Annotated in this window: 12 protein-coding genes; 10 read left to right on the top strand and 2 right to left on the bottom strand. The window is 39.7% G+C overall.

The genetic code is table 11. The features are described from left to right. The first annotated feature begins 293 nt into the window (after positions 1 to 293). From DK865_RS02595 to DK865_RS02580, 4 genes are all read left to right on the top strand, one after another. Entirely contained in the window at positions 294 to 1079 is a 786-nt protein-coding gene (locus DK865_RS02595; RefSeq protein WP_023582690.1) for an endonuclease/exonuclease/phosphatase family protein, read from the top strand. Positions 1080 to 1246: 167 nt separating this feature from the next. Next, positions 1247 to 2440 carry an NAD(P)/FAD-dependent oxidoreductase gene (locus DK865_RS02590; protein ID WP_023582689.1) on the top strand — a complete coding sequence of 398 codons (1194 nt, stop codon included), beginning with the start codon at positions 1247 to 1249 and terminating at the stop codon, positions 2438 to 2440. Between the two features lie 10 nt (positions 2441 to 2450). Then, on the top strand, positions 2451 to 2849 hold the full coding sequence (locus DK865_RS02585; protein WP_036913763.1) for a hypothetical protein: 399 nt from the start codon (positions 2451 to 2453) through the stop codon (positions 2847 to 2849). A gap of 19 nt (positions 2850 to 2868) precedes the next feature. Continuing rightward, the gene (locus tag DK865_RS02580) at positions 2869 to 4050 is read left to right on the top strand and encodes a methionine gamma-lyase (RefSeq protein WP_023582688.1); all 1182 of its coding nucleotides are present in this window, start codon (positions 2869 to 2871) and stop codon (positions 4048 to 4050) included. An 81-nt stretch (positions 4051 to 4131) separates the two neighbouring features. On the opposite strand, the gene DK865_RS02575 is transcribed toward DK865_RS02580, so the two are convergent. Beyond that, positions 4132 to 5499 (bottom strand): amino acid permease, encoded by a 1368-nt coding sequence (locus tag DK865_RS02575; RefSeq protein WP_109391106.1) that lies wholly within the window; start codon positions 5497 to 5499, stop codon positions 4132 to 4134. Between the two features lie 166 nt (positions 5500 to 5665). Here DK865_RS02575 and queE point away from each other — a divergent pair, with 166 nt between their 5' ends. Then, the gene (queE, locus tag DK865_RS02570) at positions 5666 to 6337 is read left to right on the top strand and encodes a 7-carboxy-7-deazaguanine synthase QueE (protein WP_023582686.1); all 672 of its coding nucleotides are present in this window, start codon (positions 5666 to 5668) and stop codon (positions 6335 to 6337) included. Positions 6338 to 6415: 78 nt separating this feature from the next. Here the strand turns inward: queE and queD are convergent, their stop codons facing one another. Next, a complete protein-coding gene (queD, locus tag DK865_RS02565) occupies positions 6416 to 6781 on the bottom strand; it encodes a 6-carboxytetrahydropterin synthase QueD (protein WP_088494721.1) in 366 nt (121 codons plus the stop codon). A gap of 297 nt (positions 6782 to 7078) precedes the next feature. Between queD and cysJ the strand changes: the two genes are divergently transcribed. From cysJ to cysD, 5 genes are all read left to right on the top strand, one after another. Next, positions 7079 to 8890, top strand: a complete 1812-nt coding sequence (gene cysJ, locus DK865_RS02560) for an NADPH-dependent assimilatory sulfite reductase flavoprotein subunit (RefSeq protein WP_109391105.1) — start codon at positions 7079 to 7081, stop codon at positions 8888 to 8890. After that, positions 8891 to 10621, top strand: a complete 1731-nt coding sequence (gene cysI, locus DK865_RS02555; RefSeq protein WP_023582683.1) for an assimilatory sulfite reductase (NADPH) hemoprotein subunit — start codon at positions 8891 to 8893, stop codon at positions 10619 to 10621. It begins immediately after the preceding gene. Beyond that, positions 10618 to 11349: a phosphoadenylyl-sulfate reductase gene (locus tag DK865_RS02550; RefSeq protein WP_023582682.1), complete on the top strand. Its 732-nt coding sequence runs from the start codon at positions 10618 to 10620 to the stop codon at positions 11347 to 11349. The genes cysI and DK865_RS02550 overlap by 4 nt, the downstream gene beginning before the upstream one ends. Before the next feature lie 206 nt (positions 11350 to 11555). Next, on the top strand, positions 11556 to 12980 hold the full coding sequence (cysG, locus tag DK865_RS02545) for a siroheme synthase CysG (RefSeq protein ID WP_109391104.1): 1425 nt from the start codon (positions 11556 to 11558) through the stop codon (positions 12978 to 12980). Between the two features lie 12 nt (positions 12981 to 12992). Beyond that, positions 12993 to 13901, top strand: coding sequence for a sulfate adenylyltransferase subunit CysD (cysD, locus tag DK865_RS02540; protein ID WP_023582680.1), 909 nt, complete (start codon positions 12993 to 12995; stop codon positions 13899 to 13901). The last annotated feature ends 11 nt before the right edge of the window (positions 13902 to 13912 follow it).

The raw sequence follows: 13912 nt of genomic DNA, 5'->3' as shown, positions 1-13912 counted from the left end.
GAGCGGTAGTTCAGTTGGTTAGAATACCTGCCTGTCACGCAGGGGGTCGCGGGTTCGAGTCCCGTCCGTTCCGCCAACATTAAGAAACCTAAGTCTAACGACTTAGGTTTTTTTTTGCTTAAAATTTAGCGCTAAGCGTAAATTAGTCAGATAATTTTAAGTAAACATGACTATTATGTATAAAAATAATTACTTTTGTTGATAATGATGCCCTTTTAAAGGATGAGTGTATAGCTTGCCTTTGGTATACTTTAGTTATAGCAAGAGATCTTGCTGTTTATCTGAGGTTGCTAATGGCGAAAAAACCGACTTATTCAGTACGTTTTGTGGCAGGTCAACCTGTTGAGCGGATTGAGCCCAGCCCGCCTTTAAGTGAAAGAAAGGATTCTCTACCCATCGGAATGCCTCTTTACACCGAAGGCATTCTAAAAATTGCGGTTTGGAATATCTATAAACAGCAACGACCCAATTGGCGTAATATGTTGGAAATACTTTCAACAGATACGCATTTGCTTTTATTACAAGAAGCGCAGACTACACCAGAGCTCGTACGTTTTGCTGGGGCTCATCATTTAATTGCAGATCAAGTTCCTGCCTTGGCTTTTCAACAACACCCAGCTGGTGTAATGACATTATCCAGTTCTCATCCCATCTATTGCTGTCCTCTCAGAGAGAAAGAGCCTTTTTTACGATTGCCTAAATCAGCATTAATTACGGTATATCCATTAATTATGGGTGATCATTTAATGGTGATTAATGTACATGCGATTAATTTTAGTTTTGGTGTCGATGTTTATCAGCGTCAATTAAGTAATTTATCTGTTCACATCATGCATCATAAAGGACCCGTTATTTTAGCGGGAGATTTTAATGCGTGGAGTCGCCCAAGAATCAATGTATTAAAACGTTTTGCAAGAAGATTAGGACTTAAAGAAGTTATTTTTGATAACGATTGGCGTACCAAAGCTTTTGGCAAACCCTTAGATTATATTTTTTATCGAGGATTATCACTGAATAGTGCTGAAGTTTTACTCACAGAGGCATCTGATCATCATCCTTTAATTGCGACATTCTATTAAAAGATTATGGTAACATTAGTAAATATTAAATAATATATAACATATCTATCATTTATTAATATAATCACATTGCACTAACTAATCTATCTATTTAATCTATTTGTTATATTAACACCCTTTACTATACTTTTTTTGTCTATCTAATATCACGAGATATAGGAAATGAAATGACAACAAAAAATATAGTTATTATTGGTGGTGGTACTGGCGGAACTATTCTTGCTAATATCCTAGCTAAAAAATTAAATGACGAAATATTTTCAAATAAAATTAAAATTACTCTTATTTCAGATAACCCCAATCATTATTACAAACCTGCATTTATGTATATTGCGTTTAATCTTTTTTTAAAAGAAGAGCTAATGCGATCAGAAAGAAGTTTATTAAGACCTGAAATTGAATTTATTATTGATAAAGCTGAGCGCTTTGATTTTAATAATAAAATTATTTATTGCGAATCAAAGAAAAAATACAATTATGATTTTCTTGTATTAGCAACTGGCTGTGTCCCAAGTCCTCATCGTATTGAAGGTTTAAAAGAAGCAGGAAATCACTTTTATCAATATGAAGCGGCTAGAAATCTTGCTGATAAACTCGCCAAAATTGAAAAAGGGCGTGTCTTTATTACAGTGAGTTTTCCTGAAACACCCAATGTACCCCATCAATGTGGTATTGCACCAATGGAAACGACATTGATGCTTGATGAATTATTACGTCAACGTCGGGTGAGAAATAATATTGAAATTGTTTATACCTATCCGACGGTTGCTCAATTGCTAAGAAACTGTCTCTTTATGCAACAAGAGGTTTGTGAAGTTCTTCCTGCGGTATTCTCTGAGCGAGATATTAAAGCTAAGCGTGGCTTTACGCTGAGTCATGTTGATCCTGATAAGAAAATAGCGTACTCAAAAGAGGGTGAGGCAGAGCCATTTGATATTTTAATGAGTACACCCCCTATTACTGCGGTTGAAGCGATTCGTAACACGGGGTTAAGTGAACATAATAATGGTGAAGGTTGGTTACCTACTGATCCTGAAACATTACAAGTTTATGGGCTTAATCAAGTGTATGTCATTGGAGATACGGTTGATTTACCGATCAGTAAAGCCGGTGGTAGCTGTCATAACCAAGCAGGTGTGATTGCTAATAACATCTGTGGTGAACTTCGCTATGGCTATCCTGCGGCGATTTATGATGGTCGAGTACAAGCGGTTGCTCAAATGGGGTTATCAGCAGGTATGCCACTACAGTATGACTATAAGCATGATGTAATACCTACACCTCCTACTAAATTGGGTGGGCTATTACGTAATAGTTATAACCGTGGATTATATTGGGCAACAGTTAGAGGACTATTATAGGGGAATAATAATGAGTGAAAATAATCTAAACCCAGCAGAAAACCGACTGTTTTCCGACGAGGATAAAGTACATCTTCAGCATCTATTAGAAAAAGCTAGACCATTATTAGCATTAAAACGCTTTGACAATATTGTTGACTTATTATCTTTAATATCAGACTCAATAGATATTATGGATAATGCAACTGTAGAAAAACTTTCGGTTGCTTTTGAAGAAACATTAATTCCAGTATGGGAGTTAAGTGCTGCTTATAATATGGCAAAGAAAGAGTCTATTTATCAAGATAAAAAATATACATTAGGCTCCACTTTCACATTATTAAGAAATCCAGATACCCTTAAAGGAATATCGATTCTTCTAAGAACAGTTCAAATTATTGGGGAAAATAATCAACGAATAGAAGGTTAATTAGTCACTAGGAGATATAATGACGCAAAGTAATAAGCATTTTAATACTCAAGCAATACATTATGGTTATTCTCCGTTAGATTCTCAGGGGGCATTAGTGCCTCCTGTGTTTCAAACATCCACTTTTGTTTTTCCAACGGCACAATATGGTGCAGATTGTTTTGCGGGTAAAGAAAAAGGGCATTTTTATTCTCGGATCTCAAACCCTACTTTAGCGTTATTAGAAAAGCGTTTAGCACAATTAGAAAATGGCGAAGGTGCTATTGTTTTTTCGTCAGGAATGGGGGCAATTACTTCAACATGTTGGTCATTACTTCAGCCTGGTGATGAACTCATTGTTGATATGACGCTTTATGGATGTACTTTTACTTTCTTCAATCATGGACTTGCTAAATTTGGTGTTAAAATAAAGCACGTTGATTTAACTCACCTTGAAAAACTAAAAGAAGCGATTACTGAGAAAACAAAATTAATTTTTTTTGAAACGCCAGCTAACCCTAACATGCGCGTTAGCGATATAGCAAAAATATCCGAAATTGCTCATCAATATAATATCTTAGTGATGGTTGATAGCACCTATTGCTCTCCTTATTTACAACAACCATTAACTTTAGGTGCTGATATTGTTGTGCACTCTATGACCAAATATTTATCAGGTCATGGGGATGTCACGGCTGGTGCTATTATTACCACTCATGAATTGGCAAATAAAATACGTGTTGAAGGTTTAAAGGATATGACGGGCGCTTGTTTGTCTCCTCATGATGCTTCGCTAATATTAAGAGGAATAAAAACGCTAGGCATAAGGATGGAGCAAATCTGCAAAAATGCACAACGTATTGCAGAATATCTCGCAGATAATCCTAAGGTTGAAATTATTCATTATCCGGGGTTGGCTTCTTTCCCTCAATATGAACTTGCCAAACGCCAGATGTATTTATCTGGAGGCATGATAGCTATTGAGCTAAAAGGAGGTATCAAAGCCGGTAGAGCGTTTCTCAACCGTTTAAATCTCTTTAGTCGAGCCGTGAGTTTAGGAGACTGCGAATCTTTAGCTCAACATCCTGCCACAATGACCCACGCCACTTATAGTGCAGAAGAACGGCAACGACATGGTATTAGTGACGGTTTGATTCGATTATCAATTGGTTTAGAAGATGTGGATGATTTAATCGCAGATCTAGAACAAGCACTGGCTTAAGTGGTTAAGTTACTGCATTGTGATAAAGAAAAAGGCTGTGAAAGTATCCACAGCCTTTATTATTTAACTCAAAAATACGACTTATTTCTGGTTCATTCTCGGTTTGATACCGACATAGTAGCCAATAGTTAAAATCGCTACCCATACCATACCGACAACCAATGCCATTCTGGTTGACTCAAAATAGCCTAAGATTGCGATAACAAACGCCATAAAGACAATGGTTAGTGCGGGAGCAACAGGCCAAAATGGTACTGGGAATTTCAGTGTTTTTACTTCATCTACACTCATCTTACGACGCATCGCAACTTGAGAAAGTAAAATCATTAACCATACCCAGACTGTTGCAAATGTTGCAATAGAGGCGATTAAAACGAAGATCTGCTCTGGGATAAGGTAGTTAAGTACTACGCCCAGTAATAATACGACAGACATCACTAGCACTGTCATCCAAGGCACACCATTGCGGGTGAGCTTCATAAAGGATTTTGGCGCTTGTCCTTCTTGAGCCATACCGTACATCATACGACCAGCGCCGAAGATATCACTGTTAATGGCTGAAATTGCGGCGGTGATAACGACAAGGTTTAAGATATTTGCCGCTGAATTGATCCCTAGATTTGAGAAAATTTGTACAAATGGGCTACCATTATGGCCGATTTGTTGCCAAGGGAAAATGCACATTAGAATGAAAATCGTCAGTACATAGAATAATAAGATACGAAATGGTACGGCATTGATAGCTTTGGGAATGGTTTTTTCTGGATCTTTAGCTTCACTGGCAGTAATACCAATCACTTCAATCCCACCAAACGCAAACATCACAATCGCAAGCGAGGCGATAACACCTTCTATACCATTTGGCATGAAACCGCCAAACTCCCATAAGTTCGAGATGCCAATAGGATGCTCAGTTTGCTGGCCAAAGCCATACATCATAATGACAACACCCCCAATTATCATGGCAATAATTGCAGTGACTTTAACGATAGAAAGCCAAAACTCCATTTCACCAAATATTTTCACATGGCAAAGGTTTAAGGCGCCAATAAAGCAAACTATCCCTAATACCCATATCCATTGATCAACATCGGGAAACCAGAGTTTCATATAGAAACCAAATGCGGTGACGTCAGCTAAACAGACAATCAGCATTTCAAAAACGTAGTTCCAACCCGTTAAGAAGCCGGCTAAAGGCCCCATATAATGGCTTGCATATTGTGAAAAAGAGCCTGCAACTGGATGATGAACTGCCATTTCACCTAATGCACGCATAACCATAAATACTGCAGCCCCACCAATAAGGTAAGCAAGCAATACTGCTGGACCCGCTTTCTCAATAGCGGCCGCAGAGCCATAAAATAAACCCGTACCGATTGCAGAGCCCAGCGCCATGAAACGAATGTGCCGCCCTGATAATCCTCGTGAAAGTTGATTCTCTTTTTGCATCTAAAGTATTCCCATCTCTGTCCAACGGAGGAACTCTATCCTCTTTTTCAGTGTCTTCTCGCACGTTAGCTATTCAAAACAAACCATGTACCTTATCATAAAGCCTCTTACGGTGAGATAGTTATCTGTAATAATCATCAGCATTCATTGGATATCAGAGTTTCTTATGCAATACCCCATTAATGAAGTGTTTCAAACCTTACAGGGTGAAGGTGTTTTTACTGGCGTTCCTGCGCTTTTTGTTCGATTACAGGGGTGTCCTGTAGGTTGTAGTTGGTGTGATACCAAGCATACTTGGGAAAAAGAAGACGAAAAAAAAGTTCCTCTTGGCGATATTCCTATTAAAACGCAAGAAAGCGATGCTTGGGGAGAAGCCAGTGTTACTCAGATTTTATCACTTTTCCAACAGCAAGGTTATAGTGCAAAGCATGTAGTTATCACGGGGGGAGAGCCTTGCTTATATGATTTACGTCCTTTAACAGAAGGATTAGAGCAAGCAGGTTTTGGCTGTCAGATAGAAACCAGTGGTACTCACGATATTTTATGTAGTGAGAAAACATGGGTGACACTTTCCCCAAAAGTAGGCATGAAAGGGGGATTTACGGTATTACCCAGCGCAATCAATCGAGCTAATGAGATAAAACATCCCGTTGGGCGTGAAAAAGATATTGAAGCGTTAGATGCCTTACTGGTATTACGCACAGAACACCCTGCACCCGTTGTTGCCTTACAGCCCATTAGTTGTAAAGAGAGTGCGACGGCATTATGTATTAAAACCTGTATTGAACGTAATTGGCGTTTTTCGATGCAAACGCATAAATATTTAAATATTGCGTGATCATGTTTTTAATATAAAAAATCAGCCAATAACAGGCTGATTTTCTTTTAGGTGATCACAGTTTAAAGTTAAAACCAATTACTCACCGCGATAAATACATCCTGCCGTACATGTCTCTTTCACCATCACCGCAGATAATAATGGCAATGAGGGTTTTACTTGTTGCCAAATCCATTTTGCCAGCACTTCGCTGGTCGGATTTTCTAGGCCTTCAATTTCATTAAGATAGTAGTGATCTAGGCGCTCAAGAGTAGGTTTAAATGCGGCTTTCACATCAGCAAAATCAATAAGCCAACCTGAATGTGCATCAACTTCACCTGTTAGTTCTAATCTAACAAGGAAAGAGTGCCCATGAAGACGTCCACATTTGTGGCCTTCAGGAACATGAGGTAAATGGTGGGCAGCTTCAAACTGAAAATCTTTAAAGATGGTGGTTGTCATCAAAACTCTCTTGACTTAATTAGTAAAAAAGAAACCGATAGAACGAACTGGCTACCAGTGTAGCCGATTTAGCGTATCACGCCTAATCTCCGTTAATCTTAATCACTTATTAGCCTCCTTAGTGCTTATCTATTATATCGATAAAGGAAATCAATAAATAAATTTAGCATTTAAGGTTATTAGATAGAGCCAACAGGTCTTTAATTCACCTTCTAGTCGTGGGATACCCTCTCAATATTAGAAATATTATCCAAGAACAATAAAGCACAGATAAGTGCTTCGCTTTTTAAGGCAGGATAAATGAGCAATCAACCTCCATTATTATCAATGCTTCCATTAACACCGGAACAATTGAGTCAATTACAGGACGCAACAAAAGATCTCTCAACAGCGCAAATTGCGTGGTTATCTGGCTATTTGTGGGGGCAGATTAATCCTTCGGTCGTACCCACATCGACAACGATTACCTCAGCACAAGTGCCAGAGCAGGAAACCATTACCTTGATCTCTGCTTCTCAAACGGGTAATGCGCGTCACCTTGCAGAACAGTTACGAGATACGCTGGTTGCTCATAAATTGAATGTCGAACTATATTCTGCAGGTGAATATAAGTTTAAGCAGATCCATAAAACAACAACCTTGATCATCATTGCATCGACTCAAGGTGAGGGTGATCCTCCAGAAGAGGCGATCGCTTTTTACAAATATCTGAACTCTAAAAAAGCCGCTGAAATGAAAGAAACGGCTTATGCAGTATTGGGCTTAGGCGATACCTCGTATGAGTATTTCTGTAAGGCAGGAAAAGACATTGATGAGCGAATAGCACAACTGGGCGCAACACGTTTATTACCAAGAGTTGATGCCGATGTTGAATATCAAACTGTTGCGGATGAATGGATAAAACAACTTACAGAACGCTTAAAAGCAAGAGTACCCACACAAAGTACGCAAGTTTTACAACAAACACAATCAGGTACGACGGATACGATTGAGGCCTCTATTTATCATCGAGATGCGCCTTTTACTGCCACATTACTCACTAATCAAAAAATTACAGGCAGAAATTCAGATAAAGATATTCGCCATATTGAAATCAGCCTTGAAGGGTCTGATTTGCAATATCAACCGGGTGATGCGCTGGGAGTTTGGTTTAATAACTCACCTGAAAAAGTGGATGAACTGATTGCTTTGTTGTGGCTAACGGGAGATGAAGTGGTCACGTTAAAATCTCAAACATTGACCCTAAGAGAAGCGTTACTACGCCATTGTGAACTCACTCAAAATAGCGCACCTATTGTCAAAGCCTATGCCCAATTGACGCGTCATGAAGATCTATTGTCATTGGTGGCTGATAAAACCAAGCTTCAGCAGTATGCAGATAAGCACCCCATTAATGAAATGGTGCGCCAATATAGTGCTCAACCGACTGCACAAGATTTTGTTAATATTTTACGTCCAATCACTCCTCGTCTTTACTCTATTGCATCGTCACAACAAGAAGTTGAGGACGAAGTACACCTTACTTTAGGCGTTGTACGCTACGACATTAACTCCCGTGCTTATACTGGTGGAGCCTCAGGTTTTTTAGCGGATAGCTTAAAAGAAGGCGATAGCGTCAATGTTTTTATCGAAAAAAATGCACATTTTCGCCTACCTGAAGATAACACGGCACCCGTCATTATGATTGGTCCTGGCACAGGTATTGCGCCTTTTAGAAGTTTTATGCAGCAACGTGAAAATGACGCAGCAACAGGTAAAAACTGGTTATTTTTTGGTAATCCTCATTTTGTCGAAGATTTTCTCTATCAAGTGGAATGGCAGCGTTATGTCAAAAGCGGTCTATTAACTCATATCGATTTAGCATGGTCACGAGATCAAGCACATAAAATTTATGTACAAGACAAATTGCGTGAACGTGGTAATGAGATTTGGCAATGGTTACAGCAAGGTGCTTATCTCTATGTCTGTGGTGATGCATCACGAATGGCAAAAGATGTTGAACAGGCGTTGTTAGATATTGTGATGGAGTATGGCAATAAAAATATTGAAGAAGCAGATGAATATTTAAGTGAGCTACGCCTAGAACGGCGTTATCAGAGGGATGTCTATTAAATGAAATCACACACTCAAGCGCCCTTAGTGGTTGAAGGGAAACTGGCTGATAGTGAACGCATGAAAAAAGAGAGTCACTTTTTACGCGGTACTATTACAGAAGACTTACAAAATGGTTTAACGGGTGGTTTTGAAGGCGATAACTTTCTATTGATCCGTTTTCATGGCATGTATCAACAAGATGACCGAGATATTCGCGCTGAACGTGCAGAGCAAATGTTAGAACCTCGTCATGCGATGATGTTACGTTGCCGCTTGCCTGGTGGCATTATTTCGCCTAAACAGTGGCTTAGCATTGATAAGTTTGCGACTGAAAATACGCTTTATGGCAGTATTCGTATTACTAATCGTCAAACATTTCAATTTCATGGCATTTTAAAAGGCAATGTAAAGCCCGCACATCAAATGCTGGCTGCAACAGGGCTTGATGCTCTAGCAACAGCGAATGATGTAAACCGTAATGTGTTATGTACTTCAAACCCAGTACAGTCTTCATTACACCAAGAAGCGTATGAGTGGGCGAAAAAAATATCAGAACACTTATTACCGCGTACGCGTGCTTATGCGGAAATTTGGTTAGATAAAGAGAAAGTGACAACAACAGATGAAGAGCCTATTTTGGGGGAAACCTATTTACCGAGGAAGTTTAAAACCTCAGTAGTGATCCCGCCTCATAATGATGTTGATCTTCATGCTAATGATATGAACTTTGTTGCGATTGCTGAAAACGGGCACCTAGTTGGTTTTAACGTGCTGGTGGGAGGCGGTCTTGCAATGACACATGGTGATAAGAATACCTTTCCTCGTTTAGCCAGTGAGTTCGGTTATATTCCTATTGAAAATACTTTGGCGATCGCAGAAGCGATTGTGACAACTCAACGTGACTGGGGAAATCGAACTGAACGCAAAAATGCAAAAACAAAATACACCTTGGAACGTGTTGGTGTAGAGACATTTAAACAAGAGGTTGAGCGCCGTTCTGGGGTGACATTTGATACTATTCGACCTTATGAATTTACTCATCGAGGCGATCAAATTGGTTGGTTAAAAGGTGTTGATGATAAATGGCATCTTACTTTATTTATTGAAAGTGGGCGGTTGATTGATACGCCTAATGCTCCATTAAAAACAGGCGTCGCGGAAATCGCCAAAATTCATCAGGGGGATTTTCGACTGACTGCCAATCAAAATTTGATTGTGGCAGGTGTCCCTGAGAATGAAAAAGCCAATATTGAGGCAATCGCACGTCGATATGGTTTGATTAATAGTCAAGTTACGCCACTACGTGAACATGCAATGGCGTGTGTTTCTTTTCCAACATGCCCATTGGCGATGGCAGAAGCTGAGCGCTTTTTACCTTCATTCACTGATACTCTTGATAGCTTAATGACAAAACATGGTATGAGTGAAGAGCATATCGTTGTTCGTGTTACGGGATGCCCAAATGGTTGTGGTCGAGCTATGTTGGCAGAAGTTGGGCTGGTGGGTAAAGCGCCTGATCGCTACAACTTGCATTTAGGGGGAGATCGCATTGGAACACGCATCCCTAGAATGTATCGTGAAAATATTACCTCGCAAGACATCATCGCGATACTAGATCCACTGATTGGTGAATGGGCGGTTTCTCGCCATAACGATGAAGGTTTCGGTGATTTTCTTATTCGCACTGATGTGGTTAAACCTGTACTGAATTCAGCAATTGATTTTTATGAAGCGCAGGAGGCGATATGAGCTTAGTTCAGCTTGCTTCACTAAAACAGTTACCAGTTGAAGAACAGACACAGGCTTTAAGCCAGATCAATCAACAGTTAGAGCAATTAAACGCCATTGAACGAGTTACTTGGGCTTTAGAACATTTACCTAAAAATCCTGTATTAAGCTCTAGTTTTGGTATTCAGGCAGCAGTATGTCTGCATTTAATCACTCAGCAGTATCCTGATATTCCTGTGATTTTGACTGATACAGGATACTTATTTCCAGAAACCTATCAGTTTATTGATAGTCTAACGCAACAGTTACAACTTAATTTAAAGGTCTATCGAGCTGAAATATCTTCATCTTGGCAAGAAGCACGCTATGGCAAACTTTGGTTAGATGGCATTGACGGTATTGAACGTTATAACCAAATAAATAAAGTAGAGCCAATGGAAAGAGCTTTACGTGAATTACAGGCCCAAACGTGGTTTGCAGGTCTTCGTCGTCAACAATCTCAAAGTCGTGAACATTTGCCTGTGCTTTCAATCGCAAAAGGGATCTTTAAATTCTTACCCATCGTAGATTGGGATAATAAGAAAGTTTATCAATACCTTAAGGAAAACGACTTACCTTATCACCCTTTATGGGAGCAAGGCTATCTCTCTGTGGGAGATACTCATACAACCCGAAAATGGGAAGACGGTATGAGTGAAGAAGAAACACGGTTTTTTGGCTTAAAACGTGAGTGTGGATTGCACGAATAACGCCATTATCTGCCAATAAATAATTGGGGGTAATAGATCTTATCTATTGCCCTTTTTGTCATTCTTAAAATTATAACATTTTGAAATTACTATAATTTCCCTTATTCCTTTCTGTTCCATTACATAGCTTTTTGTCATTTCATAACCCCTAAAGCACCTTTTATAGTCGTTAGTTATAAAGTGAACAACAAAGGTGAAATGCGCGTATGGATTACCTGCCCTTATTTGTGGAATTAAAAGAACGCCCTGTGTTATTGGTTGGTGGTGGTCATGTTGCTGCGCGTAAAGCTTTGCTGTTGCTAAGAGCCGGCGCTCGCTTAAGAGTGATTGCACCTCAGTTGTGTGATGAATTACATCTTGCTTATCAGCAAGAGAAAATTGAATGGGTATCAGCCAAATATCAACCTGAACATCTATTAGGAATGATGCTTGTGATTGTAGCAACTGATGACAGTGCGCTTAATCAGCAAGTTTATCTTGATGCACAAGTACGGCATATTTTTGTCAATGTGGTGGATTCACAACCTCAATGCTCATTTATCTTTCCGGCAATTATCGATAGAAATCCTATTTTGATTGCGATCTCATCTGCGGGAAAAGCGCCTGTTTTAGTGAGAATGATTCGGGAAAAACTAGAAGCTTTATTGCCAATGTCATTAGGCACAATGGCAACAATCGCAGGAAAGTGGCGCCATAAAGTGAAACAACACCTAGATACGTTTCAGGCGCGTTGTCGTTTTTGGGAACAAGCCTTTAGTGGCAAGTTTGCGACTTTAGTCGCAAGTGATCAATTAGCGCAAGCCGAAGCCCAACTTGAGCAACAACTGAAACAAAAAGGGGGGCAACAAGGCGAGTTGGCATTAGTTGGAGCCGGTCCCGGTGACGCAGGATTATTAACACTGCGTGGCTTACAGGTGATTCAACAAGCCGAAGTTGTACTTTATGACAGTTTAGTGAGTCCAGAGGTTTTAGAGCTCGTTCGTCGTGATGCTGACACTATTTGTGTAGGTAAAAGAGCGGGGCACCATAGTGTTTCTCAAGAAGAAACCAATGCACTGATCGTGAAATATGCGCAACTTGGTAAACGTGTTGTCCGATTAAAAGGGGGCGATCCCTTTATTTTTGGACGAGGTGGCGAAGAGCTAGAGGTTGCAGTACAACATGGTATTTCATTCCAAGTTATTCCCGGTGTGACTGCGGCAAGTGGTGCAAGTGCATACGCTGGTATTCCATTAACACACCGTCAATATGCACAAAGCGTCACCTTTATAACAGGGCATTGCAAACCTGACGGGATAGAGCCTGATTGGGCTTCATTAGCGCAAGCGGATCATACGCTAGCAATTTATATGGGAACAACAAAAGCCGAACTTATTAGTCAGCGTTTAATCAAGTTTGGGCGTTCCCCATCAACGCCTATTGCGGTTATTAGTTGTGGTACGCGTCATGATCAACAAGTGTTGACCGGAAATCTAACGCAACTCGCACAATTAGCAGAAAAAGCACCTACGCCAGCTTTATTGATTGTGGGTGAAGTGACTGCATTGCACCACCAACTTGCGTGGTTCGGTGATAGACATGCTTATCAGTCTTTATCTTCGCACCCTTCATCTTTGGTTCATTTTGCCTAAAACGAGGTCGTTATGAATGAAACACAGTTAACACATCTTCAGCAATTAGAAGCAGAAAGTATTTATATCCTGCGTGAAGTTGTCGCTGAATTTGCAAATCCCGTCATGCTTTATTCAATAGGCAAAGATTCCTCTGTGATGTTGCATTTAGCGCGTAAAGCGTTTTATCCCGCTAAATTACCGTTTCCTTTATTGCATGTTGATACTGGTTGGAAGTTTCGAGAAATGTATGATTTTCGAGATAAAACAGCCAAAGAATATGGTTTTGATCTTAAGGTTTATCGCAATCCACAAGGTGCAGAACTTGGTATTAATCCCTTTATTCATGGTAGTGCAAAACATACGGATATCATGAAAACGGAAGGGCTAAAACAAGCCTTAGACAAATATGGTTTTGATGCTGCATTTGGCGGTGCTCGCCGTGATGAAGAAAAATCACGAGCAAAAGAACGCATTTATTCCTTTAGAGATAGATCTCATCGTTGGGAGCCGAAAAATCAACGACCTGAATTATGGAAAAACTATAACGGTCAAATTAATAAAGGTGAAAGTATTCGTGTATTTCCATTATCTAACTGGACTGAACTCGATATTTGGCAATATATCTATTTAGAAAATATCGATATTGTTCCTCTCTACTTTGCCAAAAATAGACCCGTTATTGAGCGTGATGGCACCTTAATTATGGTTGATGACGACAGAATTGATCTTAAATCTGGTGAAGTCATCACTCAGCAAAAAGTACGTTTTAGAACGTTAGGTTGCTGGCCTTTAACTGGGGCAATTCCTTCTCAAGCAGAGACACTCCCTGCCATTATTGAAGAAATGCTGATTTCCACCAGCAGTGAGCGACAAGGGCGTTTAATTGACAGTGATCAATCCGCTTCAATGGAATTGAAAAAACGCCAAGGTTATTTTTAAGAGGAACACAT

This window comes from Proteus cibi, from assembly GCF_003144405.1.
Lineage (GTDB): Bacteria > Pseudomonadota > Gammaproteobacteria > Enterobacterales > Enterobacteriaceae > Proteus > Proteus cibi.
This window is presented reverse-complemented; position numbering and strand designations above follow the sequence as displayed.